Genomic DNA, 25261 nt, shown 5'->3' with positions numbered 1-25261 from the left:
CACGGATGGGTGAATGCCAGTTCGAAAGTGAAACATACATCTGCTAGGAAGGACAGGCCCCACCCTCTGCTCACACTCTCGAAGGAGCGCTAATGCGTCTGTCCGTTATCGGCTGCGGATACTTGGGAGCTGTTCATGCAGCCGCGATGGCGTCGATCGGCCACGAGGTGGTCGGCATCGATGTCGATCCCCGGAAGATCGCGTCGCTGTCGAAGGGGGAGGCACCCTTCTTCGAGCCCGGACTGCAGGAGATCCTCGCGGACGGCATCGCTTCGGGAAATCTTCGATTTACGACCGACATGTCCGCGGCTAGGGGCGCCAAGGTTCACTTCGTCGGCGTGGGGACCCCGCAGGTCAAGGATGGATACGCCGCTGACTTGACCTACGTGAACGCCGCCGTCGATGAACTGCTCCCCTACCTCGCCGAGGGCGAAATCGTGGCAGGCAAGTCGACGGTGCCAGTGGGAACCGCGGCCGGGCTTGCACCACGCGTGACGGCGACGGGGGCGACGCTGGTGTGGAACCCTGAGTTCCTCCGCGAGGGCTGGGCGGTACAGGACACGATCGACCCGGATCGCCTCGTCGCTGGCGTTCCTGCTGGTGAAGAGGGCGAGACCGCGGCATCCGTTCTTCGCGAGGTCTATCACCCGTCAGTGGCGAAGGGCACGCCGTTCATCGTTACCGATTACGCCACGGCCGAGCTGGTGAAGGTGGCGGCCAATGCTTTCCTCGCGACTAAAATCTCGTTCATCAACGCCATGGCGGAGATCGCCGAGGTCACCGGTGCGGACGTCACCCAACTGGCCGACGCGATCGGGCACGATGCGCGAATCGGGCGTCGGTTCCTGGGCGCTGGCATCGGATTTGGCGGCGGGTGCCTGCCGAAGGACATTCGTGCCTTTTCGGCCCGTGCGGAAGAGCTCGGGCGCGGGGAGTCGGTGGCCTTCTTACGCCAGGTCGACGAGATTAATCTGCGTCGCCGGGATCGCGCCGCACAGCTCGTGGTCGAAGCTCTCGGCGGGTCGGTGTTCAAGAAGAACATCACCGTGCTGGGCGCGGCGTTCAAGCCGCACAGTGACGATATCCGCGACTCGCCGGCGCTGGACGTTGCGGTGAGGCTGCACGGCCTAGGCGCGTGGGTCACGATCACCGACCCCGCAGCGATTGCGAACGCGCAGCGAGTGCACCCGCAGTTGAATTACGTCGAGGATCGCGACGAGGCGCTACGCGAGGCGGACGCGGTCATCGTGGTGACGGAGTGGGACGAGTACCGGCGTGAGTTGGATCCGCAGCACGCTGGGTCGTTGGTGCGGGGAAAGGTCGTCGTCGACGGCCGAAACTGCCTCGACGCAGGAGCTTGGCGGGCGGCGGATTGGGAGTACTTCGGGATGGGCAGACCTTAGATCCCACGGTTGGGGTTGCCACGAGTGCGTTCGTTTCAGCGGTCACACCACAACAGTTCGAAGCTGTCGGCAACGACACAGCGGACGATTCGATGGCGATACCTTCAGCTCTGACCGCGGCTGCTGGGCGACGCCTAGTCTGCACCGGCGCTACCGCATCACCACGGCGCTGATTCCCAGTCGCGGAGGTGTGTAGTGGACTGACGTTATTGGTGGCCTGTTAGGGGAATGGATCGCCAGCCTCATCGACGACCGGGCCAGCTCAAACTTCGGATGTGGCGTCAGCTGCTCCGACCCTGCGCGCGACGGCGTGTTCCACTCAGCCATCGTCACCAACACCCGCCACAGTATGACTACCAACGGTGGCACGCGCCTGTCGAAAGAGATGGGTCTCAGCTCCGACTGCCTCGGCGGCCATCGCCAGCCGGGCGTACGCCGTCGATACGCTGCTGCAGCGCGACCACAGCCGTGGCCCTCCGGTCGATCGACACGACGGCCCAGATCGAAGGCCATGCGTCCATCGCGGCGCGCTTGCGGGCCACTGCCACCGGCGTCAACGTCGCCAGGGGCGCCCGGTCCGTCCGTGTTCGCGTGGCGTCGAAGAACCCGTCAGCGACCGGGTGCAACGCCCGGCTGTCGGGCCTGAAGTTCACGCGCACGATCTGACTGCTGGTCGAAGAGTCGTCGTCCGCGACGGCCAAGCGCTTCAACGGTGTACCAGCTGACCAGCGCGGCGGCGATCGAAAGGGGAATCGTCGCCGCGTACCAAACTCCGCCGAGCCCGCTGGCTTCGCGCCACCACACGACGATCGGCAGGTTCCACAGGTACACGCCGTACGAGATCACCCCCAGGCCAGCCAGAGCGCGCAGGGGGATGGAGAGCGCCCGACCAGCGGGGAGACCTAGGCGTTCGGTCGCGATAATCACGGCGATGGTTGCGGCGGCTATTGCGGTCGGCAGGATGAAGTATGCAAGGCTTGAGTCCTTCGCGTTGGGGTAGAAGCAGAGCGCGGCGAGGACGAGCGCACCCAGCGCGCCGTACGTCGGCCGCGACATGTTCATGAGTTGCTCACGGGCCAGGAACGCTGCACCACCAATGGCCATCGCGGACACCCACGTGGTTGGCAACTGATAGATGTCGGCCGGCCGCAACATCACGGCACTCGTCCAGCACACGGCGGTGAAGATCCCGGCCAGGGTTAGCAGATAGACGGTCAGGTGTCGACGTGCTAAGCGGACGTATCCGAGCAATAGGAGCGCAGGCCAAACAAGGTAGAACTGTTCCTCGACTGCAAGCGACCACAGGTGAGAGATCGAGGCGCTCAGGTCGTGCGCAAAAGGGAGGTCAGCGGTGTATGAGAGTGCGATCAGGATACTTGCGCCGAGCTGGTCGCGCGACCCGATCGGATCCCAGAGGACCTCCATTAGACCGAACATCGCGACTAGGAGGAGAAGGGCGGGATATAGACGGAGGAGGCGGTGCGCATAGAAACGTCCCCACTGTATTTTTCCTCGCGCATCAAGATCGCGGATTAGAAGGCCTGTGATCAGGTAGCCGCTAAGAGCAAAAAACATCGTCACTCCGACGATGCCCGCTGCAGGGAAAACGGTGGGCCATGCGTGCCGAAGCAGGACAAGACCGACAGCCACGCCGCGGACGACATCTAGCCACGGTCGTCGACCGTCGCGACCAACGATCAAGTCCGTGCTGCTCGCGAGAGCTGAGCGCGCTTCACGCGCGAAAGTAGTGGCACCCGACACGAATGCATCGTATCTGCACCCGACTATCGCGTCTGGCCGATACCTGCGTTGGCGTCAAGGATTGTCGTGCCATGTGAAACCGCCGCCAGTTCTGCGATGAAGGCGAGAAGCAGACCCATATCGACGACCATCACGGTGACGCTGGAGCGTGGCTGTGCAGCTACAACTGCCAAATCGCGTAGCTCGGTGCTGGGGGCAATTAGTCCTTCGGCCGCTCGACACCTCTTGAACGGTGCCAACGAGCTCCTCCGAGTTCGCATCGATGACCGGACCGCCCGAGTTCCCAACATTGGCGTGCTGCTCCCCAAGACGGGATCTCAGCGGCTCGGCTGAACCTGATACAAGCGCCTGGCGGGTCTTCACCGCGCCCCGCCGCGCGCGAGCGCGTCACCGCTCTGCACCATAACGCCCTTGAGCAAACCGTCCTACTCGCTGATGCCGAGCGCGCGAGCCGGGCGCGACGATCACGCCGCGGCGTTCGGTCGTTTGAGCGACCGCGAGATGCGCGTCGAAGCAAGAGATGACCCGGGCGGGGACGACTTCGTCCAGGTCGGCGACGGCGAGCCGCGCCGCCTCGGGTCGCCCTGTGGTCACGGCGTCGAGGATGACGCTGTGACTGTTGAAGCCGTGGCGGGCACCGAGGCGCGCAAGCCAGTGGGAGTCTTGGAGCGGTCCGGACTCGAAAAGGAGGCCGCCACCGATGCCAGTCCCGCCATTCGTAGCGCGAAAGAAAGCCTGACCTGACGGCCAGCGTGTTCGCAGCTAGCCTGCCGCCACCGGCATCCACACCCGCATCGTCGACGGACCGTGGTTGCCCCACCGGTGGTACGGGACCAACGCGACCATGATCGGTTCGCCGAGCGGCTGCGCCGCGGGCGCACCGAACGGCCACGGCCTATCGTCGAACCCGACCGGCACCACGGGGAGGACAACGCCCTCCTCTGTGTCGATCGGATCGCCCGTGACACGGAGTTCCTCCGCGCTGTAGTCGGCATCCGCGGAGCGCTCGAGACAAAGCACCAGCGGTCCACGCTCGACGGCGACCTGCCCGCGAAGCGCGTCGATACGCGGATCGGGAGACACCACCCGCGGTGCCATCGGCAGGTCGAGAACGACCTCGTCGCCGACCTGCACCGACTCGGCCCGAGCCCAGCCGACCGCCACCGGCTCAGACGTCCCGCGCGTCGTCAACGTCGCTCTCGACTCCGACCACGCCGGCACCCGCAGCATGAGGTCAGCTCCTCCCTCGGGCGCGGCCGTCACCCTCACGGTGATCCGCCCGTCGTGGGGGTACGCCGTCTCGACGTCGACGGTGATGCTCCCACCCGCGAGCGTGGCGGTCACCTGCCCCGTGGCGTAGTGCGCGACATAGAGCGCGCTCTCATCGGTCGCGGCCACGTAGCTTCCGAGTGACGCGAGCGTGCGCGCGACGTTGGGTGGGCAGCACGACACCGCGAACCACGGCGCACGCATGCTCGCCGCGGCGCGCGGACTCACCTCATCGGTGGCCGGCACCGTGCCGGGGGCGCGGCGGTGCAGCGTGTTCGTATAGAAGAAGGAGCGTCCGTCTTCGGCCGGTGAGGCCGCCACCACGTTGAAGAGGTTCCGCTCGACCAGGTCGGCGTAGCGCGCCTCCCCCGTCGCGAGCATCATCCGGTGGTAGGTCATCATCGATCCCACCGACGCGCAGGTCTCGCTGTACGCCCGCTCCGACGGCAGCTCCCAGTCCGCGCCGAACGACTCCCCCTCGTGATGGGCGCCGATGCCACCGGTGAGGTAGGTGCGGCGTGCGACGGTGCGATCGAGCTGCCGCTCTACGGCGTGCAGCAGCTCGTCGTCCTCGAGTTCGACAGCGACATCGATCGCGCCGGCGGCGAGATACATCGCGCGCACCGCGTGGCCGCGCAGAACGTCGGCGTCGCGCACCGGCACGTCGTCCTGGTAGTACTCCCGGCCGAACTCGATGTCGGCGAGGGTGCCGGTGCCGCGGCGCTCGACGAACAGGCGCGCCTGCTCGAGGTAGCGCGCCTCGCCGGTCGCGCGGGCGAACTCGGCCAGGGCCGTCTCGACCTCGGCGTGGCCGCACACAGCCTCGATGCCGCCCGGCCCGAACACCTCACAGACGTGGTCGGCGGCGCGGCGCGCGACGCGGACGAGGTCGTCCTCACCGTGCGTCCGCATGCGGGCCACGGCAGCCTGCATCAGGTGCCCGTAGCAGTAGAGCTCGTGCCCCCACTCGAGGTCGGAGTAGCGCGGCTCCTGCCCCGGGCGACCGAACCGGGTGTTCAGGTAGCCGTCGGCCTCCTGCGCGGCGACGATCTTCGCCACCACGCCGTCATAGAGGGAGGCGAGTTCCGCGTCATCCGCTCGGGCCATCTCCCACGCCATCGCCTCGAGCAGCTTGTACACGTCGGAGTCGCTGAACTCCCGGCCGGTGCGATCCTGCGGCAGACGCCCCTCGACCGCGGCGACGAAGTTGTCGATCCAGCCGAGCCGGTCCATCCATGCGTAGCAGTGGCGGATGATCGCGGATCCGTTCAGCTCTTGCATCCGTCCCCAGAAACCGCCGTCGATCCGCACGCCGGTCACCCCGATCGGTGAGAGCGTTCCGCGGCTCGGACTCACCGGTCCGTCGACCGGGGTGGTGGCATGGGGGTACTGCAGGAGGGCGTCGCTCACGGTGCGAACCTTTCGAGACGATTACTTGACAGCGCCGAGGGTGAGTCCCTCGCGCAGGAGCCGGTAGGTGAAGAAGAAGAGGATGAGGATGGGCACCGACGTGATGACCGCGAGCGCCATGAGGCCCGGCCAGTTGATGCCGAACGCCGAGACCTGCGCCGCCAGCAGCGCGCTCAGCGGATAGTTGACGGGGCTGAGGAAAAAGTTCACCGCGTAGAGGAACTCACCCCACGCGAGCAGGAAGACGAGTGTTCCGGTCGTGGCGATTCCGTTGCGTGCGAGCGGCAGCATGACCGAGCGGAAGACCCGGATGCTGGAGGCGCCGTCGAGCATCGCCGCCTCTTCGAGGGCGACCGGCACGGCGCGGAAGAACGGCCGCATGAGCAGGATCGCGAACGGCGTGAGCAGCGCGGTGTCGCCGATGATGAGGCCGAGGTTGGTGTCGAGCAGCCCCCACTGTCCGAAGATCTGGAACAGCGGAATGACGTTGGCGGTCTGGGGCAGCATCTGGAAGACGATGAGCGCACCGAGGAGGATCGTCGTCACCGCCGAGTTGACGCGGGCGAGTCCGTAACCCGCCGGGATGGCGATCGCCAGGGTGAGCAGCGTCGTCCCCGCGGCGATGACGAACGACTGTTGCATGGCCGTGAAGAGGCCGGCGTTCGACAGCGCCGCGACATAGGCGTCGATGGTGGGCCGGAACAGCAGGGATGACTGCGACCCGATGACATCCGACGGCGACTTCAGCGACGTGAGCACGATCCACAGCAGCGGCACGGCGTACATGAGGAAGAGCACGATGCGCAGCGCACCCGCGACGGGGCTGGCGAAGAGCTTGCGGGGCGCGCGCCTGGGGCGCGAGGAGTCGGTCGTGAGGGTACGGGTTGCGGTGACGGTCGACATCACTTCTCCTCCTGCCGGACGTTGCGGGCGTAGATCACCGCGAGGACGAGGACCATCAGCACCGCGATCAGCGCCGTGCTGGCGCCCAAGCCGAAGTCGAAGCGGACGAAGGCCTGCAGGTACCCGAGGAAGGGCAGGGTGGTGGTCGCCGTGCCCGGGCCGCCGAAAGTCATCACGTAGATGAAGTCGAACGACCGGAAGCCGTAGACCACGGTCAGCACCGTCAGGATCATGGTCGTCGAGCGCACGGACGGGATGATCACGTGGCGGATCTCCTGCCAGCGCGAAGCGCCGTCGACGCGCGAGGCTTCGAAGAGCTCGCCGGGGATGCCGATGATCGCCGCCCGGTAGACCAGGGCGTTGAAGGGGATGACGACCCAGGAGTTGACCAGGGCCACCGACACCAGCGCCAGCCGGTCGTCGAAGAGGAACGGCACCGCGGTCGACGCGAGCCCGAGGTCGGTGAGGATCGTGTTGAAGAGCCCCTGCGTTCCGAGGAGGAACTTCCAGACACTGCCGTTCACCACCGGGGGAAGCGCCCACACGAAGACGAGGAGCGCGAGGATGAGGCCCGGCCACTTTCCTGTCGGGGCAAGAAGGATGGCGGCGGCGAGACCGCCGACGAGACCGAGCACCGTCACGATCGCGACGAAGACGACGGTGTTGATGATGACGCCGCCGAACGCGCCGTCGCCGAAGTTGCGGATGACGTTCTCGAGGCCGACGAACTGCCAGTCGGCGCCGAGGTTGTCGACCCGCACATCGCTGAGGCTCATGCGCACCAGCTGCACGACCGGGTAGACCGCGAAGACGAGGAGGAAGAGGGCGGCGGGAAGGATGAAGAAGAGGTGACGGTGACCGCCGGCGCCGGTGACGCGGCGGCGACGGGCGGGGGTGCGCCCGCCCCCACCCCGTCGGACGGAGGGTGCGCCGGCGTGCGGCGCGGTGGTCAGGTTCGACACGGGACTCCTCGGTTCGACGGGGCTGGGGGCGGGCTTGGGCTGACCCTCGGGTCAGCCGGCGGTCAGAGCAGGCCCTCGAGGGCCGCGAGCACCTGGTCGGCGGCGGCGTCGGGGGTCAGCTGTCCACTGATGACGGCGCTCCATGCCTGCCCGACGGCGAGCTGGACGTCGGCGACCGACTCGGGAGGAATGACGCCGGCGGGGTAGTTCGTGCCGTTCGACGCGATCGAGTCGGCGAAGGGCGCCATCAGGTCGTTGCCGGTGACGGCTTCGGAGCCTGCCGCGTCGGAGCGGGCCGGGATGCTGCCGACGAGCTCCGCGGCGATGACGCCGCCCTCTTCGCTGTAGTAGGTCGCCTCGAGGTAGTCCCATGCGAGGTCGGGCTGCTCGCTGAAGGCGCCGATGGCCTGGCCCTCACCACCGAGGTAGACACCGCCCTCGGCACCGATCGGCAGCGGAACGACGCCGTACGAGAACTCGGCGGTCGACTCGGCGGTGCCCATCTGCCAGTTGCCGTTCTCGGCGAAGGCGTGGCCGCCGGCCGCGAAGGTCTGGAAGGGAACGGTCTGGTCCCACGTGGAGGCCTCGCGGGTGAGGGCGCCCGACTCGGTCCACCGCTGGATCATCGAGAACGCCTCGACGAGGGGCTCGCGCTGCGGGTCGTCGTAGGTGAAGCCGAACGACGACAGCCACGGGTAGGCCTGCCACTCACCCTGCGAGTTGGGCAGGCCCGAGAGGGTGATACCCCCCTGTCCCGCATCGACGGCGGCCGTCAGGGCGGCATCCAATTCTTCGATCGTCGTCGGCGGCTCGACGCCGATCTCGCCCAGCACGTCGGCGTTGTACCAGAGGCCCAGGAGGTTGACGTAGCCCTGCACGGCGTACACCGTGTCGTCGAGCGAGTGGATGACCGACTCGGGGAACTGATCGGCGTCGGCGAAGTCGGCCCAGTAGTCATCGAGCGGTGCGAGTGCGTTGCCGAGGGCGAGGGTGCTCATGTCGGCGCCGTTGAACACGACCACGTCGGGCCCGGTGCTCGAGGCCGCCGAGGAGATCAGGCGCGGGTTCAGCTGGTCGTAGGGGACGAAGACGTTCTCGACCGTGACGTCGGGGTTGGCCTCCTCGAACATGGCCTTGTACTCGTCGAGGATCGCGACCTGGTTGTCGTCGCTGAAGTAGTGCCAGACCGTGAGGGTCTGGGCGCCGCCGCCGTCGCCACTGCCGTCGCCGGACGGGGTCTGGGCGCTGGGGGTGCAACCGGTGAGAGTGAGGGCGACCGCCGCTGCTGACGCGACGAGGATGCGACCCTGGACTCGAGATGCGCTGTTCATGCTCGGGTGCTGCTCCTGATCTTCATTGATGCGGGCGACGGGGGACGTCGCACGTTCGGAAACATTCCGAAAAGGATTTCTGTAGGTTATGTCCGGGTGTTGCGCGCTGTCAACAGGTGGGTTTCGGAAACATCGGTCTATGATTTCTGAACCCCCTGCGGTGCCCGCGCGGGCGTCGGGTGGGGGTCGGGTGGGGTTCGCGGATGACATCGGAGGCGAAGTGACGGATGCCGGGGCGAAGCGCGCCACGCTGCGCGACGTCGCTCAGCGCGCCGGGGTCTCGGTCGCGACGGCGTCGAAGGCGTTGAACGACCGCCAGCACGTGAGTGCGACCACGCGCGCCCGGGTGCGTGAGGCGGCAGATTTGCTGTCGTTCACCCCGAACGAGACCGCACGGAGCCTGCTCGCCGGCCAGACGGGCACCGTGGGACTGATCACCGGCGACCTCGAGGGCCGGTTCAGCCTCCCGATCCTCATGGGAGCCGAGGACGCCTTCGGGGCGGGGCGCGTCTCGGTGCTGCTCTGCGACGCGCGCGGCGACGCGATCCGCGAGAAGTACCACCTCGACGCGCTGCTGCGCCGGAACGTCGACGGCATCATCGTCGTCGGGTACCGCACGAACCCGCGGGTGCCGCTGCCGGAGTCGCTCCCGGTTCCTGTCGTCTACGCCTATGCGCCGAGCGAGTCGGCCGATGATGTGTCGGTGATCCCTGACGACGAGACGGCCGGGGTGCTCGCCGCCGATCACCTCCTCACCGCCGGGCGCCGGCGTATCGCGCATATCTCTGGCGACCCCGATTACACAGCGGCGACCGATCGCGCCCGTGGCGTCGAGCGGCGGCTGGGCGATGAGGGTTTGGCGCTTTCGCTGGGCCGGCCGTTGTTCGGCTCGTGGTCGGAGCAGTGGGGGCGGACCGCGACGCGGCGCCTCATCGAGGCCGACCCCGAGATCGACGGCATCGTGTGCGCAAGCGACCAGATCGCACGCGGCTCTCTGGATGCGCTGAAGGACCTTGGTCGGGACGTGCCACGCGACGTTGGCATCATCGGCGTCGACAACTGGGAGCCGATGACGTCGGGGGCGTCCCCCACGCTCACCAGCGTCGACCTCAACCTGAAGGAGCTCGGCCGGGAGGCGGCGGAGCTGCTGTTCGCCTCGATGGCCGGGCCGGTCGAGCCGGGGATTCGGCGTGTGCGCGGCAGGGTGGTGGCTCGGGAGAGCACATGAGCGTTGTGGGGCGTTCGCGGTGCGGGGCGGGCGGTCAACCGGTGACGGGCATCCGGTCGCGGAACGTGACCCGCCCCGGCCGGCGGACCGAGAAGAGCTGCACCGCACCGCCGCTGCGTGCGAGCGCGTAGCCTCCCTCGACGTGAACGCCGATGAGCGGGCCCTCCCACTCGCCGACGACGTTCGCGCGTGAGCCGGGGGCGACGATCACGCCGCGACCTTCCTGCGTCTGCACGATGGCGAGACGCGCATCGAAGCCGGGGACGACCTGGGCCGAGACGACGTCGTCAAGCCCTGCCGCGGCTGCGAGGCGCGCGGCCTCGGGCGGTTCCGGCGGCAGCGGCTGAGGATTGAGCTCTACCTCGCCGCCATCGCGTCGAAGGAGCATCGTCTCGCCGTCGGGCTGCCACTCGTCGAGCAACGCCTCGCCGGCGAGGTCGCGCGCGATGAGCACCGCGCCATCGATGGCGCGTGTGGCCGCGGCATCCGCTTCTCCCACGTCGGCAAGCCAATGGAACTCGGTCGTCTCCACGCTCATCTCGGCAGGCAGGGGCAGGTGCGACGCACGCGCGAGCGTGACGTCGTGGAGCGTCTCGCCGATCGCGACGAACGCGGGCACCACCGCCTGCCCGGCCTCGTCGGCGAAGACCGTGACCCGCAGGCCGTGCGCGGTCACCGTCACGGCTTCGCCGGCGTCGAGACCGCCGAGCGTCACGATGTGGCTGTTGAAGCCGCGGCGGGCGCCCAGAACCGTGATCCAGTCCTCCTCGTCGACCGGGCCCGGCCGGAAGTCCTCGGGGTTCACCGCCTCGCCGAGGGCGAGCTTGAGCCATACCCCCGACAGGTGCAGGCAGTCGTTGATGAAGTTCACCTGCACGTCGAGCGTGCCGTCGCCGTTCTCGCGGATCGACGGGCGGCCGAGGTTGATGACCCGCGCTCCGCGCGCGGTGCGGACGAGCATCCGCACGTCGGATGTGATCCGCCGGCCCTGCCCGACGGTGAGGTCGAAGCCCGCTCCCGTCGCATCGGCCGAAAGACGCGACGCCAGGTCACCGCTCGGCGGGTAAAGGGTGACGCCGCAGAGTGCGCCGGCATCGAAGAAGGTCACACCCGCCTGCACGCGCACGCCGGCATCGGTCGCGGCGAAGCTGCGCGGCGGGTTGCCGCTCCCTGCCTGAGCGCGCTCGCGGCACCGCCCCCACCAGATCGGGCGCCCGAAGCGGTACACGCTGGTGGTGAGGAGTTCTCGAGGTGCGAGCTTGACGGGGCGGACGGGGCCGCCCAGCGTCATCCCGGCTGGGCTCGAATCGATGCCGCCCCAGGTGGGGAGGGAACCGAGGATGTCGGGGAGCACCGGGAGCGGGATGTCGTAGTACAGCGACTGGGCGCCATCGTGGGTGGCGTCGGCGAAGATGCGCCGCACTTCGCCGCGCACGAATCGGCGAACGGCGGGTTCGGCAATGCTCGCGATTCCGGTGAGGTCGAGTCCCCAGGATGCCGCGAGGCGAAGGGTAGCGGGTTCGACGAACGTGGGCCGGGCCGTGACGACCGCAGTGATGCCGGCGATCTCGAGGCCGATGACCTCGGCGTTGAAGGAGAGTCCGGCGTCGATCGTCGGGGTGGCGCCGTCGGGTCGCCACTGCATCGTGACCGGGACGCGGTCGGGGATGCGGCGGCGGAGGAGGCCGAGGGCCTGTTCGACGTCGAGGACGACTCCCCAGTCGTGGCTCGCACTGAGCTGCGGGGTGAAGGGGCCGTCGGCGCCGAAGCGGAGGGCGAGCACGCCATCGGCCAGGGCGAGGTCGGGCTCGGCGCTCGGGATCGCGGCCTCGAGGGCGGTGATGATCGGGGCGACGTCGAAGAGCTGCTGCCCCTCAAGGGGGTCGAGGAGGTCGTTCAGGAGCGGGACGACGGCGTCTCTCACCACGTCGGGGAGGTTGTCCGAGGGTTCGGCGGTTGCGTCGACGATGACGAGGGCTCGATCGCGGATGCCGAGACCGATCGTGACGGTGAGGTCGGCGGTTGCGGGCTGGGACGCGGGGTGACCCGGGTTCACGAGGAGGTCGGGTTCGAGCACCACGAAGATGCGCGCGGCGAGTGAGGCGGCGACGGCACCGTCATCCCTCACCGTGAATCCGACTGCGCCGACCGTATCGAGATGGTCGACGATCACCGGGAGCGGGGTGGGGACGCACAGGGTGAACAGGCGGGTTTGCACCCACTGGACGATTGCGTGCGAGATCACGGATTCGCGGATCTGGAGTTCGAGCGTCATTGCGTCTCCTGCCGGGTGATGGCCTTCGCTCTATCAGAGGAGGGAGCAGGTCTGGTGATACCCGCACGGTGACCAGAGGAGTCGCGATCCGGCGTCGTCGGCTGTTCGCCCCTCGTCGGTGACAGATGAGATGGAGCACAACGCGGCAGTCGCGCGTCGATCGCCAGAGGAACTCGAGCGTCGGAAGTGATCAGTCCGGACGCATCCGAACCCCGGCGCGATCGCGCCGCTTCTAGCCTTGGGACGTCCGAGCGCGCAGCGCCGATGGGCGCACACGGGCGCCCGTCCTTCGGAAGACCTCTGGGGAGAAAATGCAGACTTCGATTTCGACTCGTCCACGGCGGCGGGCACTGACACTCGGCGCCACTGTTCTGGCGGTCTTGCTGGCGGGCACGGGAGCAACCGTCGCTCACGCTGCCCCTCAGCTGGGCGAGGCCGAAGTGCGTTTGACCAGCGAGCCACAGCAGACCGTCGGCGCCAACGGCGAATATGAGCTGGAATTCTCATACGAGCTTGTCTCGGGCGTGGAGCAGTCGATCATCTCCGTGTACCTGTTGAGTGGAGACGAGTACATCGGGCTGGGTTACCCGGAGTACTACACCGTCAGCGGCCCAGGGACGATCGAGAGATCCGCCACCTTGCCTCCGGGAACCTACACGCGGTACATCAGGGGCGGCGTCGTCTGCGGAGGCGACTGCCTTGGGCTAGATGACCTTGTCGAACCCTTCACGTTTGTCGTCGCACCTGCCGCACCACAGCCGTCACCATCGCCCACTACGACCACCACGCCCACGCCGACGCCGACGCCGACCGCATCGTCGCCTGAACCCAGCGAGTCGGCAACGCCTTCGCCTTCCACATCGGCCTCACCGGTCGACAGCGCGGGTGCCGGCGGCAACCTGCCGACGCCGCGTCCCTCGGCCACAGCACTCGCGGCGACAGGCCCGTCGGGCGCGACGCCGGGCGTGCTCATCGGCGTGATCGCGTTGACGGGTGGTCTTGTCCTCGCCGCCACACAGATGAGCCGTCGACACCGGCGGCCATGAACCGGCTCCCTGAGGAGCGCCCGCGCGCGCTCAAAGGCGCGAGCGCAGGCCTCGTCGCAAGATGCTTGGCACCCCCGGGCGCACGGCGTCTCTCGCGAATCGGGCACGCCACCGGATCGAGCGCTCGGGCGCCTCGCCATTTCATCTCTGGGCGCACGGAGCGAAGGGTCCGTGCAATCACGCGACGCCTCTCGCCTCTTCCGGACGAGAACGACAGAGGCGTGGAAGGGTCGGGAGGTCAGTCGGCGTAGCAGCGGAGGTATGAGACCGTTCCGCCGCTGATCGTGTACGTCCAGATGTCGAAATCCTGCGCGGGGTCGGGAGCGGTGGTGTGGTTTTGACCGCCGCTGACATCGAACGTCTGCGTATACGCAACCCCGGGTGCCTGGATGCACTGGTCGTACGGAAGGTAGTACATGAAGTCCGTCCGGACGGTGATCGTGCCCACCTGCTCCCGTCGGATCCGCTCCGCCTCGGCAACAGCCTCGTCGTTGCTCGCTCTGAGAGCTGCATGGCTCGCGAGATAGCCCGTCACCGCCTCGAAGAGCTCTTGCGCGTCGGCGCCGGTGTCGAAAGCGCCGAGAGTGGCGTGAGCGGCGACGAACGTCGCCTTCGAGTCATCCGAAGCGAGTGCCGACTCCGCAAGAACGGTGTCGGGCAGGAGCGTCGTCGCCGCTGCCAGTGCGGTACCCGCCTCGATTGCACGCTGGTGGGCCGCCTCCAACTCTTCCCGCGCCGCCGTGACCTCCGCGGTCGCTCCGGAGAGGGCGCTGACAGCACCGGTCACACTCGCTCGGACTGCCCGAGACGCCTCGTCATCCGCCGCGTACGCCTCGACCACATCCCGCTCGATGAGCGTCGGGAGGGTCGGCTCCTCGAGCCCGATCGTCGCTGCGGGGTCTTCTAGGACGGACTTCTCCCATTCGCCGACGTCCTGACCTTCGAGAGGGCTGGGAGTGATGGCACTCAGCTCGCTGACGGCACGCTCGAAGCCCGCGATCGCGTCCGGATCGAATGCCGCGGCGGTCGTCTGGACCTTTTCCGAGATCGCGCTGTAGACGGCCGATTCGGCTGCGGTCGTGAGCACCGCAGACACGTACTCATCTCGGTTGGACTCCCAGTCGGACCTCGCCGCAATGAATGCGGAGAAGTCGGCTTCTGCTGTGGCCAGCCGCTCCTCTCTGGCGCTCTGCTGTGCCCCGAGAACCGCGGCCGCGACGGCAAGCCCTGCGACCACAGCTGTCACCGCGCCGACCCCGATCCAACGGCGCCTCGTCACGCGTCGTCGCGCTCCATCGCCATCGCTAGCACGTGGCGCTGACGACGGGGTACCCGATGCGTCGCTGACACCTTCCGACATTGACGAACCCCCATGTTTCCGCTTCTGAGCTTGTTCCACGATTCATCGCGCGTTGGAGTCGACGGATGCCGCGCCCCCGCACGGCTGACTCCCCCGGCCTGCGCCGTGCCGCGGCATCCGTCCTGCCCACTCTCGCTCCGCGATCGGTCCCCATTCGGGCATAGACCAGGCTTGCGCACATCGACTCCGCTGAGACGCCGAAAGTGCACGGAACGGAGGATTCGCGCGTTTCCGTCGACTACCCGCCGCTGTCAACAACCGCTTATCGGAGGACGTACGCATGCGGTGGTATACATATGACGTGCTCGGGGGAGCGCATAGAGGACGCAGCATAGGGGGACAGGTGTCCGAATCGGAATACGCCGACATCGAAGCCAATGGGGATTCGGTTCAACAGTTCGCTCGGGATCTGGGAAGGCTCCGATTGCAGGCGGACAATCCCACGCTCGCACGCCTGCAGGCAGAAACGGGCATCTCCCGCACCGTACTGTCCGAGGCCTTCAACGGCGCGAAGCTCCCGACCGCGAGGACTGTCGATGGCATCGTGCGGGCATGCGGCGAAGACCCCGGACCGTGGCTCGACCGGCGCGACACCCTGGCCACGCGCCGCGAGACGAGCAACGTGGAGACAACGGCACCGCGAGCCTCGACGACCGGAATCTCACGGCGCGCGGCCGTGCTGCTCGCTGCCGGCACGTTCCTTGCCGGAGTCGCCGGATCGGCCGTGACGACGACGCTTGTCGTCTCGAACGCGCTTGCTGCCGGGCCCGGGTCTCCCCAGATCACGGTCGAGACCGGCGAAGACCCTGCCGCAACGGCCTGCGTGGAGGACGCACGCGTCGCAACCGGCGACACCCGGGCCGACAACTCGCTGCTCGAGATCGTCTGGTCGGACAAGTGCCAGGCGGGGTGGGGCCGTGTCACGCGATACGACGGGCTCGCCCAGGGCAACACCGTCACCATCGCGATCTACCCTGAGACGTCGCCGGACGGGCCTTCACGGCAGGAGGCGACGGAACACGATGTTCAAGGGGCGTACACAACCCTTGTCGTTCGCCCGAGCCCCGACACGCTTCTGTGCGCCGAGGGCAGCTTCACGGTGGACGGTGAACGGATAGATCTCGGCGATCCGCTCTGCATCTGATGCGCTATCGAGCCGGGGCGGCGGAGGTCTCGCTCGGCTGGTGGGGGTGATGGCGCAGCATTGGCGTCCCGCCGTTGAGCCAGCGGCCGGGGACGATGGATGGGTTCGATCCTCTGGAACATTAGTTCGATTCTGTGGAGTACTCCTAGGGTGCAATGTCGGAACCCCCTGCGATGATGTGGGTAGGTCATCGAGAAGGGGTTTCCAGTGGACGCGGACGAGAAGCGGCGGCGGGCGGAGGACAAGCGCGCCGGGGTGTTCGCGGACGAATTGGCGAAGCTGCGCCGGCGTCGGGCGGCGTTGGAGGCGAAGGAGACCCGGCTGCTGGCGGAGGCGTACGCGTTGACGCTGGAGCAGCGGTCGCGGGTGGGGTCGGCGTCGTCGCGGGAGCGGGACATGCCGCTACGGTCCATGGCGCTGGAGCTGGGTATGGCGGTCCGGGTGAACGACCGGTCGATGCAGACGCAGATGCACGACGCCCACGAGCTGGTGCACGGGTTCCCGCAGACGATGGCGGCCCTTTCGGAGGGTCGGGTGTCGCGGGCGCATGCGCAGGTGATCCAGGACGCGGGACGGGTGATCGATGATCCGGTGGATCGGGCGTCGTTCGAGCGGATCGTGCTGGTGGAGGCGGAGCGGCAGACGGTGCCGCGGACGAAGAAGTACGCCATCCAACGCGCCGCCGTGCTGGACCCACGGCCGATACAGGAGCGGCATGACACGGCGATCCGGGAGCGGCGGGTGTGGGTCACGGACCTGGATGACACCCTGTCGGCGTTGACGATCGTGGGCGGGAACGTCTACATCCACGGCGCCTACCACCGCCTCACCGGGCAGGGCACGACGGTCAAGGACGTCGACCGCGCAAGGCGTCGCGCCTACGCCGCCGGGCAGGGCACGGCGCAGAAGACCGGCGGGACCGGCGGAGGCGACGGCGGCGGTAACGGCACAGGCAACAGCACCGGCACCGGCACCGGCACCGGCACCGGTGGTGGTGACGGCGGCCCCTCGCTCGGCGAGGGCAGCGAGCCGTGGTTTGATGACCGCACCCTGGACGAGATCCGGTGCGACCTGGCCCTGGACATGCTCCTCGCCGGATCCCCGGTGATCGACCCCACCGACGGGCGGGCGGGCGGGCTGGGGGCCATCCGCGCCGAAGTGCAGATCACCATCCCCATCACCACCCTCACCGGCGTCACGAACTCCGGGGCGGAACTGAACGGGGTCACCCCCGTCGACCCCGACACCGCCCGACGGATGGCCGGGACCGCGAAGATTTGGGAGCGGGTGATGACCGACCCCGTCACTGGGGTGGTCACCGCGGTGGACAGATACCAGCTGCATCCATCCCAGACCCGGTTCCTCAACGCGAGAGACGTCACCTGCCGAACACCGGGATGCCGAAGACCGGCGAAGCTCTGCCATATCGATCATTCGAAAGACTTCGCTCTGGGTGGGCCCAGCTGCAACGACAACCTCTGCAACGAGTGCGCCAGACACCACACGCTCAAGCACGCGACGAACTGGCACGTCGAACAGCTGCCCGGCGGCGTCCTGAAGTTCACCAGCCCCGGCGGGAAGATCTATGACAGCCACCCACCATCGCGGGTCGCCTTCGTCCCCACCGACGACAGCGAATACGCGGTCGCACCCTTCTGAGATGACCTGCCCGGCGAGGTGTGAGCCCGGAGGGCGACCCGATCCCCCGCTTGCGCATGACCCCTTCCACCTTTTCCTGGCGCGGAGGAGCGCAGTACGGGTCGGCCGAGTCGACCGCGTCGAGTTCGTCGGCGCACCGATGTCTTCGGCGAGGCCTCGGTTGATCTCGCAATCAGTTGCGTACAATTCAATTGCGCGCAATGCTTTGGCCATGGCTGCCGTTGCGCTCGATGACTTCGTCTGCTTCGCGATGTACACCGCATCGCACGCGACCACGCAGGCGTACCGCGAGGTGCTGAAGCCGTGGTCGCTGACGTATCCGCAGTACCTCGCGATGGTCGTGCTCGCCACCGGCGAGCGGACCGTGAGCTCGCTCGGTGAGGAGCTGCACCTCGACTCGGGAACCCTGTCCCCTCTGCTCCGCCGGCTCGAGGCACGTGGCTTCGTCGACCGTCGGCGCGACGACACCGACGAGCGCGTGGTGCGGGTCAGCCTCACCGACGAAGGCCGCTCGGTCTACGCAGACGTCGTCGCGGCCGCCGGATGCCTCGTGCCCGGATTCCTCGACAGCGGTCGCAGTGTGCCAGAGCTCCTCGCGCAGCTGAATGCGATCACCGCGAACATGCGCGCGCTGGCCACCGAACTGCGCGCGGCTTCGTAGCGGCTTCGTGAGCCGGAACGGGTTCGCCGCGGCATCCGGCATCTCCTCATCCCCCCACGAAAGGACAACCATGGACGCCCTCTACACCGCAGAAGCCCTCGCCACCGGCGGAGGACGCAACGGGCACGTGCGCACGGCCGACGGCATTCTCGACACCGAGGTGCGCGTGCCCAAGGAGCTCGGGGGCGCCGGCGGCGCACCGAACCCCGAGTTGCTGTTCGCCGCCGGATACGCGGCCTGCTTCCACAGTGCGCTGCAGAGCGTCGCGCGGGCGCAGAAGGTGAAGGTCGACGGATCGAGCGTCGGGTCGCGGGTGTCGCTGGTGTCGAACGGCAGCGGCGGGTTCCAACTCGGCGTGCTGCTCGAGGTGAATGTCCCCGGTGTCGACGGTGAGGTCGCGCAGCAGCTCGCCGACGCCGCCCACCAGGTGTGCCCCTACTCCAACGCGACGCGCGGCAACATCGACGTGACCGTCTCGGTCGTCGACGACTGAGAGGTCGGGCGGCGGGCTCGTGCCGCCGGGCGACGTCGGCGGAAACCACCGTTCGTTCACGCCGAGTCCACCTCGCCGACACCGCCCCCACACCTCCCGACGCGGGCACCTCCGTAGGGTCGCCGGGTCGGCCCCGTGAACCAAGGGGCACGACCTCCCCTCATCGAATCGGAAGGTACTTCGCTTGCCCGCGCCTGCAACACCCCTTTCCTCCGCTGCTCCCCCGCGGCGACGCCTCGCCGCCGCGCTGCTCGTGTCGGTGGTCACCGCGACGAGCGTGGGAGTCGGGACGCTCGCTCCGACGCCGGCGGTCGCCGCGCCCGACACGGCCGGCCTCGACCTCGCCGGCGGAGACTCCACCCTTCTCTCCGCTGATTCGCAGACGCTCGCCCCCGGACTCGAGCTCACCGACTTCCGCCGTCTGCAGCCGGCCGGGTGGGTGACCGGTCACGTCATGCGCGCCGATCTGACGACGCCCACCCTCTCGCTCGACGTCCTCGACGCCGGCACGGTGTCGGGAGGCGCGACGCTCAGCGAGCAGATCGCGGGCACCGGTGCAATCGCTGCGATCAACGGCGACTACTTCGACATGAACAACTCCACCGCACCCGTCGGCACCAACGTGTCGCCGACGCAGGGCGTGCGCTCGGCGGCCCCCGATGAGCGCCCGGCCTTCACGTTGAGCGACGGGCTTGCGGCGGTGCAGGCGCTGACCTCTGCGGCGACGGTGACGATCGACGGCACCTCGCACCGCGTCTCGGGCGTGAACAGCCCGACAATCGGAGCGAACGGCATCGGGTGGTACACCGCGGCGTGGGGCACGCACCCGCTCGCCCGCGCTCTGGGCGCACCCGCCGCGCTCGCCTCGCCGATGGCCACCGCCACCGTGCAGGACGGGGTGGTCACCGAGGTGAGCACCGACCCCGCATCCGTCACCGGCGAGACCGCGATCGCCGACGGCACCGGTGTGCTCATCGGACGCGAAGCCGGCGCTGCGACCCTGGCCGCGCTCGAGGTCGGCGACGCCGTCGACGTCGCCGTCGCGACATCCGCCGACGTCGATCTCGCCGTGAGCGGCGCGCAGCGCCTCATCATCGACGGCGTGCAGACCGACGCCGAACAGGTCGAGGCCGCGCGCACCGCCATCGGCGTGAGCCGTGACGGCACCGAGATCACCGTCGTCACCATCGATGGACGCACGGGCGACAGCCGCGGCATGACGCTGCGGGAGCTCGGCGACCTCATGCTCGACCTCGGCGTGCACAACGCCGTGAACCTCGACGGCGGCGGCTCGACCATGCTCGCCGTCCGCGAGCCGGGTGAGAGCGACGCATCCCTCCACAACCGTCCGTCCGACGGCACCGAGCGCGTCGTCGCCAACAGCCTCGCGTTCTTCTCCTCCGCACCGGCGGGGGTCGTCTCCGACGTGCGGATCGCACCCGCGCTCGACGCCACCGACGCCGACGCGGTCTTCCCCGGGCTGCACCGCACGCTCGCCGGCACGGGCCTCGACGACAACCTCTCAGGCGTCGCGGTCACGGGTGCGTTCGAGACGACGGATGCCGCGGTCTCGCTCACCCCGGAAGGAGACGCGTCTGTCGTGGTGAAGGGTGTCACCCCAGGCACAGCCACCGTCGCCTTCACGGCGGAGGGCAAGAGCGCCTCGACCCAGGTGCGGGTGCTCGGAGAACTCGAGCGGATCCGCCCGAGCGCGACGGTGATCGCCCTGTCCGAGCCCGGGCAGACCGCGACCGTGCGCCTCACCGGGCTCGACGCCGACGGCTTCACCGCCCCGATCGAGGCGCGCGATGTCACCGTCGAGAACGGCGAGGATGTCGCGGTCGAGGCCACCGGACTCGGTGAGTTCACCGTCTCGCCGGTGGTCGACAGCGGCTCGGCGACGGTGACCTTCACTGCCGGCGGCCGCAGTGTCGACGTCGCGGTGACGATCGGATACGACACCCTTTCCGTCGCCGACTTCGCCGACGCGGCCGAGTGGACCGCCGGCGTCGCGCGCGCCACCGGAACCCTGACCCCCGCCACCGGTCCGGAGGGGCAGCCCGCGCTCACCCTGTCGTACGACTTCACCACCTCCACCGGCACCCGCGGGTACTACGCGATCGTTCCGGGCGAATCCGCCACCGGCGGACGCGTGCTCGAGGGCCAGCCCCAGGCGCTGACGATGTGGATGCACGGTGACGGATCGGGCGCATGGCCCCGCCTGCAGCTGAAGACCGGCGCCGGCACCACCATCAACCTCGACGGACCGATGGTCGACTGGACCGGATGGCAGCAGGCGCGGTTCACCGTGCCGGCCGGGACGGCGTATCCGCTCACGTTCCAGCGCGTGCGGATGATGGAGACCCGCCCCGCCGCCAGCTACCAGGGCGAGGTGACGATCGCCTCGCTCGAGTCGGTCGTCGCACCCGACGTGGAGCAGCCGATCGCACCCCGCGTCTTCGACCCGGTGATCGTCACCGACGGCACGGTCGACGACCGCGCGCAGCGCATCGCCGTGATGAGCGACGCCCAGTTCGTCGCCCGGAACCCCGACAGCGAGCTCGTTCAGGCCGCGCGGGAGACGTTCCGCGAGATCGTGGCGGCAGACCCCGACTACCTCGTCATCAACGGCGACCTGGTCGATGAGGCGTCCGTCGCCGACTTCGAGCTCGCCGCCCGCATCCTGGAGGAGGAGATCGGCGACCAGATCCCCTACATCTACGTGCCGGGGAACCACGAGATCATGGGCGGGGCCATCTCGAACTTCATCGACGCCTTCGGCGATCCGTACCGCTCCGTCGACCTCGGCGGCACGCGCATGATCACGCTGAACAGCGCGGCGGGGTCGTTCCGGGCCTCGGGCCTGGAGCAGCTGCGGTTCCTCAACGAGCAGCTCGCCCACGCGGCATCCGACTCGTCGGTCACCGGGGTGCTGGTGTTCTCGCACCACCCGGCCGACGATCCGCTGCCCTCGAAGGCGAGCCAGCTCGCCGACCGCTTCGAGGCGGCGCAGTTCGTCGAGACGCTCACACAGTTCCGGGCAGACACCGGCAAGTCGGCCGCAATGGTCAACGGGCACGTCGGCGTCTTCGACGCCACCAGCTACGACGGCGTCAGCCGCGTGCTCGGCGGCAACGCCGGCAAGGGTCCGTCGGGAACCCCGGATGCCGGCGGCTTCACCGGCTGGACGATGCTCGGCGTCAACCCGGGTGCCGGTGTCGTCGGCGCGTCGCCCGAGGTGGTCGTCGACCGAGTGCGCTGGATGCAGGCCGAGACCAAGCCCCGGGTGTCGGCGGTCGACCTCGAGGCGCCCACGGTGCTGGAGGTCGGCGAGACCGCTGCGGTGTCGGCGAGCTTCGAGCAGGACGGCGGTCGGGTGGTTCCGGTCGCATGGCCGGTGTCGGCCGACTGGGCAGGCGACGGCGTCGATGTCATGAGCGAGACGGTCGACACGTCCTCTCGGCTCGAGGCCGCCGCCGAGGGCGCGCTGCGCCTCAACCCGGCGACCGGTGAGGTGACCGCTGTCGCCGCCGGTGAGGCGACGCTGTCGGTGACGGTGAACGGTGTGACCCAGGCGGTCGACGTGACGATCGTCGGCGAGCCGGGGGAACCGGGTGAGCCCGGGGAGCCTGGAGAGCCCGGGGAGCCCGGGGAGCCCGGCGGCCAGCCCGGGGAGCCCGGCGGCGAGCCCAGCGGTCAGCCCAGCGACGGAGGAGCTCCGGCGAACGGTGACGACGGGGCGGGCTCGGGCGCTCAGCCGACGAGTGCCGGCGAGGACGATCTCGCGACGACCGGATTCGAGAGCACCCCGCTGATGTGGACGGCGCTCATCGCGCTCCTTCTCGTCGGCGCGGGAGCGGGTCTGCGAACCTGGCGCGTTCGCCGCGCCATCCGGCAGCAGATCTGACGCAACGAGCGACAGAGCCCCCGGCGCCGATTGCGGCGTCGGGGGCTCTTCTTCGCCGTTACCGCGCGAGGACGTGCACCGTCATCTCCGCCGCGTCGCCGCCGCTCACGTCGACCCCGTCCGCGGGCGGAGCGATCGGAGCGCCGAACAGGCCGCCACCACTGGAGACCTCCAGGACGGGGCCGTCGATGATCACGCGCACCTCCCGGCGAAGGGGAAGAACCTGTGTGGCATCGCCGAAACGGACGATCAGTTCCGTCTCGCCGGAACGCTCCAGGGAGACGATGGGCTGCTCGCCAGAGGTGATGCGCAGACCCGCATCGTCCGGGGTCCAGACGATGTCGAGGGCGGCGCCGGCCGTACCGGTGGACCGGTAGCGCTCGATGTCGGGATGCGGCGTCGCGACCAGTGCGGCATCCTGAACGTGGAGGACGTACGGGATGCTGTGCGCGCCAGCCCAGCCTTCGTCGAGGTCGGCGACCCCCCGCATCCAGAACACCACGCACGGTCTTCCCTCGTCGTCGCGGAAGAAGGATGGCGCGTAGTAGCTGTCGCCCCACGTGAGCCTGCCCCAGTGCTCTGCGACGAAGCGCCCCGCTTCATAGGTGCCGAGCGCGTAGCCGGAGTAGTGCAGCACGTCGTCCTGCCACACCGACGAGACCATGACCGCGCGGCCGTCGACGTCGACGATCTGAGGACACTCCCACAGCGCGCCCATCCAGACGTCGGCCGTCTCCTTCGTCGACCGCTGGAGGGCAGGCCCTTCGTAGGCCCATGTCTTCAGATCGTCCGAGCGGTAGCTGAGCGCCATCGCGGTACCCGCGGTGTCGCCTGCGCCGATGAACATGCGCCAGCCGTCGGGGTCGGATCGCAGGAAGGGGTCACGGTACGCGACGAGGTCGAGGTCGCTCGGGGCGTCGACGACGACGTCGCCCTTGGTCCAGGAGAGCCACTCGCCGTCGTCGGGCGTGGCCACCCGCACCCGTCCGATCCCGAAGTCGTACTCGGACTCGGACGTGTAGAAGATTCTCGTCACACCGGCGGCGTCAGTCACGAGCGAGCCCGTCCAGATGCCGCCGTCACCCTCGCCCGGGGCGATCGCGACGGGCAGCTCGGTCAGTGAGAACAGGTCCGCACCGCGCGCATGGCCCCAGTGGCAGGAAGGCGCCCAGGTCGTGCGATCAGGGACGTACTGGAAGAACGTGTCGTAGCCGCCGTCGCGGTAAGTGATGCCATGGGGGTCGTTGATCCACCCCGACGTCGGGGTGAAATGGAAGGCGGGTCTCATCCGCAGTCCTCTCTGTGAGGGAGGAGTCCGGGCGCGGAGTCTGCATTTCGCGCGCCGGACCCCTCCGGTCTCTGGCGAAGGCGCCGTCGGGGGTCTGGCTCAGGATCCGGCGACGCGCGGCGGCGCGACGGACTCGCGCTCGAGCAGCGGGCAGGCGAGCAGGGTCGGATGCGCCGCCAGCAGCGCATCTTCGCCCTTCCCGTTCAAGAGCGCATCGAGGGTCGATACCGCCCACGCACCCATCTCGTAGTGCGGAAGTGTGACCGTGGTGAGGGTCGGGAACAGGCTCTCGGGGATCGGGGCCTGATCGTCGAAGCCGACGACCGACAGATCTCTGGGGATCGTCAGGCCCCGCTCCCCCGCGGCGCGATACGCCCCCATGGCCATGCGGTCGTTGTAGCAGAAGACGGCGGTCGGCTCGTGATCCAGCAGCTGGAGCGTCGCCGCGTAGCCGCCCCGGGCATCGGCGGTGCCGAACGCCACGAGATCGTCGATCGGCAGGCCGGCGGCGCGCATCGCGTGCTGGTACCCGAGCAGACGCCCCCGCGTCGCGGGCACGTCTTCCTCACTCGCGGCGAAGGCGATGCGCCGGTGCCCCCGTGCGAGGAGCATCTCGACCACGGACACGGCCCCGGCCTGCTCATCGGGCATGACCGCCGGGATGGTTCCCGTCGAGTCGCGTGCGCCGATGAGCACGGCGGGACGGGCGCGCAGATTCTCGGGTGCGACGATCTCGTCGTGGTAGACCGTGGCGTAGATTATGCCGTCGGCCTGACGGTCGAGGAACGTCTGCACCTGCGCGGAGTCGACCTCGGGGTCGGGATTCAACTCGGAGTTGATGATGGCGAGGGTGAGCCCGCGCCGTGTCGCCTCCTCCTGAGCGCCGAGGATGATCCGTCCCGCGTGCGGAGTCGTCGCGATCTCCTCTGTGACGAGACCGATCATGTCGGAAGCGTGGGTTCGAAGGCCCCGCGCGAACCGGTTCGGCCTGTACCCGAGCTTCTCTGCGGCAGCGCGGACCCGCGCGGCCGTGTCTTCGGCCACCCGAGTGTGAGGCGTCGCGTTCAGAACGTGCGAGACCGTCGTCTGCGAGACGCCGGCGTGAGCCGCGACATCGCGGATTCCCGCCGTCTTCTCCGCCATGCGATTCCCCGTCGTCAT

The 25261-nt window shown here is 68.7% G+C and carries 18 protein-coding genes; 9 read left to right on the top strand and 9 right to left on the bottom strand.

The window, feature by feature from the left end; all coding sequences use genetic code 11:
• The first annotated feature begins 92 nt into the window (after nucleotides 1–92).
• The gene (locus HDC37_RS01665; RefSeq protein ID WP_179558648.1) at nucleotides 93–1403 is read left to right on the top strand and encodes a UDP-glucose/GDP-mannose dehydrogenase family protein; all 1311 of its coding nucleotides are present in this window, start codon (nucleotides 93–95) and stop codon (nucleotides 1401–1403) included.
• A gap of 609 nt (nucleotides 1404–2012) precedes the next feature.
• On the opposite strand, the gene HDC37_RS01660 is transcribed toward HDC37_RS01665, so the two are convergent.
• A complete protein-coding gene (locus HDC37_RS01660; RefSeq protein WP_179558647.1) occupies nucleotides 2013–3164 on the bottom strand; it encodes an acyltransferase in 1152 nt (383 codons plus the stop codon).
• A 411-nt stretch (nucleotides 3165–3575) separates the two neighbouring features.
• Between HDC37_RS01660 and HDC37_RS01655 the strand changes: the two genes are divergently transcribed.
• On the top strand, nucleotides 3576–3908 hold the full coding sequence (locus tag HDC37_RS01655; RefSeq protein ID WP_179558646.1) for a hypothetical protein: 333 nt from the start codon (nucleotides 3576–3578) through the stop codon (nucleotides 3906–3908).
• Nucleotides 3909–3926: 18 nt separating this feature from the next.
• Here HDC37_RS01655 and HDC37_RS01650 read toward each other — a convergent pair whose 3' ends face one another.
• From HDC37_RS01650 to HDC37_RS01635, 4 genes are all read right to left on the bottom strand, one after another.
• Entirely contained in the window at nucleotides 3927–5843 is a 1917-nt protein-coding gene (locus HDC37_RS01650) for a beta-L-arabinofuranosidase domain-containing protein (protein ID WP_308472048.1), read from the bottom strand.
• A 21-nt stretch (nucleotides 5844–5864) separates the two neighbouring features.
• Nucleotides 5865–6746 carry a carbohydrate ABC transporter permease gene (locus tag HDC37_RS01645; protein WP_179558645.1) on the bottom strand — a complete coding sequence of 294 codons (882 nt, stop codon included), beginning with the start codon at nucleotides 6744–6746 and terminating at the stop codon, nucleotides 5865–5867.
• Nucleotides 6746–7708, bottom strand: coding sequence for a carbohydrate ABC transporter permease (locus HDC37_RS01640; RefSeq protein WP_179558644.1), 963 nt, complete (start codon nucleotides 7706–7708; stop codon nucleotides 6746–6748). The genes HDC37_RS01645 and HDC37_RS01640 overlap by 1 nt, the downstream gene beginning before the upstream one ends.
• Before the next feature lie 62 nt (nucleotides 7709–7770).
• The gene (locus HDC37_RS01635; RefSeq protein ID WP_179558643.1) at nucleotides 7771–9039 is read right to left on the bottom strand and encodes an extracellular solute-binding protein; all 1269 of its coding nucleotides are present in this window, start codon (nucleotides 9037–9039) and stop codon (nucleotides 7771–7773) included.
• A gap of 139 nt (nucleotides 9040–9178) precedes the next feature.
• Here HDC37_RS01635 and HDC37_RS01630 point away from each other — a divergent pair, with 139 nt between their 5' ends.
• Nucleotides 9179–10267, top strand: coding sequence for a LacI family DNA-binding transcriptional regulator (locus HDC37_RS01630; protein ID WP_179558642.1), 1089 nt, complete (start codon nucleotides 9179–9181; stop codon nucleotides 10265–10267).
• A gap of 34 nt (nucleotides 10268–10301) precedes the next feature.
• Here the strand turns inward: HDC37_RS01630 and HDC37_RS01625 are convergent, their stop codons facing one another.
• Complete coding sequence (locus tag HDC37_RS01625) at nucleotides 10302–12542, bottom strand: hypothetical protein (RefSeq protein WP_179558641.1); 2241 nt, start codon at nucleotides 12540–12542, stop codon at nucleotides 10302–10304.
• A gap of 311 nt (nucleotides 12543–12853) precedes the next feature.
• Here HDC37_RS01625 and HDC37_RS01620 point away from each other — a divergent pair, with 311 nt between their 5' ends.
• A complete protein-coding gene (locus HDC37_RS01620) occupies nucleotides 12854–13588 on the top strand; it encodes a hypothetical protein (RefSeq protein WP_179558640.1) in 735 nt (244 codons plus the stop codon).
• Nucleotides 13589–13826: 238 nt separating this feature from the next.
• On the opposite strand, the gene HDC37_RS01615 is transcribed toward HDC37_RS01620, so the two are convergent.
• A complete protein-coding gene (locus HDC37_RS01615; protein WP_218869259.1) occupies nucleotides 13827–14867 on the bottom strand; it encodes a hypothetical protein in 1041 nt (346 codons plus the stop codon).
• Nucleotides 14868–15249: 382 nt separating this feature from the next.
• On the opposite strand from HDC37_RS01615, the gene HDC37_RS01610 reads away from it, so the two are divergent.
• The 5 genes from HDC37_RS01610 to HDC37_RS01590 all read left to right on the top strand — a co-directional run bounded on the left by HDC37_RS01610 (nucleotide 15250) and on the right by HDC37_RS01590 (nucleotide 22812).
• Nucleotides 15250–16092: a DUF2690 domain-containing protein gene (locus tag HDC37_RS01610; protein ID WP_179558638.1), complete on the top strand. Its 843-nt coding sequence runs from the start codon at nucleotides 15250–15252 to the stop codon at nucleotides 16090–16092.
• A gap of 207 nt (nucleotides 16093–16299) precedes the next feature.
• Entirely contained in the window at nucleotides 16300–17751 is a 1452-nt protein-coding gene (locus HDC37_RS01605; RefSeq protein ID WP_179558637.1) for an HNH endonuclease signature motif containing protein, read from the top strand.
• Between the two features lie 211 nt (nucleotides 17752–17962).
• A complete protein-coding gene (locus HDC37_RS01600) occupies nucleotides 17963–18412 on the top strand; it encodes a MarR family winged helix-turn-helix transcriptional regulator (protein ID WP_179558636.1) in 450 nt (149 codons plus the stop codon).
• A gap of 70 nt (nucleotides 18413–18482) precedes the next feature.
• Nucleotides 18483–18905, top strand: a complete 423-nt coding sequence (locus tag HDC37_RS01595) for an organic hydroperoxide resistance protein (RefSeq protein ID WP_179558635.1) — start codon at nucleotides 18483–18485, stop codon at nucleotides 18903–18905.
• Nucleotides 18906–19089: 184 nt separating this feature from the next.
• Nucleotides 19090–22812, top strand: coding sequence for a phosphodiester glycosidase family protein (locus HDC37_RS01590; protein WP_179558634.1), 3723 nt, complete (start codon nucleotides 19090–19092; stop codon nucleotides 22810–22812).
• 58 nt (nucleotides 22813–22870) lie between these two features.
• On the opposite strand, the gene HDC37_RS01585 is transcribed toward HDC37_RS01590, so the two are convergent.
• Nucleotides 22871–24100 (bottom strand): glycoside hydrolase family 32 protein, encoded by a 1230-nt coding sequence (locus HDC37_RS01585; protein ID WP_179558633.1) that lies wholly within the window; start codon nucleotides 24098–24100, stop codon nucleotides 22871–22873.
• A gap of 99 nt (nucleotides 24101–24199) precedes the next feature.
• Entirely contained in the window at nucleotides 24200–25243 is a 1044-nt protein-coding gene (locus tag HDC37_RS01580; protein ID WP_179559079.1) for a LacI family DNA-binding transcriptional regulator, read from the bottom strand.
• Nucleotides 25244–25261 lie beyond the last annotated feature (18 nt).

The organism is Microbacterium sp. AK009 (assembly GCF_013410955.1).
Taxonomy (GTDB): domain Bacteria; phylum Actinomycetota; class Actinomycetes; order Actinomycetales; family Microbacteriaceae; genus Microbacterium.
This window is presented reverse-complemented; position numbering and strand designations above follow the sequence as displayed.

Excerpts from the sequence above, each read along its gene's own strand:
- HDC37_RS01620 (WP_179558640.1), top strand. The coding sequence starts at position 12,854 with ATGCAGACTTCGATTTCGACTCGTCCACGGCGGCGGGCACTGACACTC.
- HDC37_RS01625 (WP_179558641.1), bottom strand. The coding sequence starts at position 12,542 with ATGACGCTCGAACTCCAGATCCGCGAATCCGTGATCTCGCACGCAATC.
- HDC37_RS01635 (WP_179558643.1), bottom strand. The coding sequence starts at position 9,039 with ATGAACAGCGCATCTCGAGTCCAGGGTCGCATCCTCGTCGCGTCAGCA.
- HDC37_RS01580 (WP_179559079.1), bottom strand. The coding sequence starts at position 25,243 with ATGGCGGAGAAGACGGCGGGAATCCGCGATGTCGCGGCTCACGCCGGC.
- HDC37_RS01630 (WP_179558642.1), top strand. The coding sequence starts at position 9,179 with ATGATTTCTGAACCCCCTGCGGTGCCCGCGCGGGCGTCGGGTGGGGGT.
- HDC37_RS01665 (WP_179558648.1), top strand. The coding sequence starts at position 93 with ATGCGTCTGTCCGTTATCGGCTGCGGATACTTGGGAGCTGTTCATGCA.
- HDC37_RS01585 (WP_179558633.1), bottom strand. The coding sequence starts at position 24,100 with ATGAGACCCGCCTTCCATTTCACCCCGACGTCGGGGTGGATCAACGAC.
- HDC37_RS01595 (WP_179558635.1), top strand. The coding sequence starts at position 18,483 with ATGGACGCCCTCTACACCGCAGAAGCCCTCGCCACCGGCGGAGGACGC.
- HDC37_RS01600 (WP_179558636.1), top strand. The coding sequence starts at position 17,963 with ATGGCTGCCGTTGCGCTCGATGACTTCGTCTGCTTCGCGATGTACACC.
- HDC37_RS01645 (WP_179558645.1), bottom strand. The coding sequence starts at position 6,746 with ATGTCGACCGTCACCGCAACCCGTACCCTCACGACCGACTCCTCGCGC.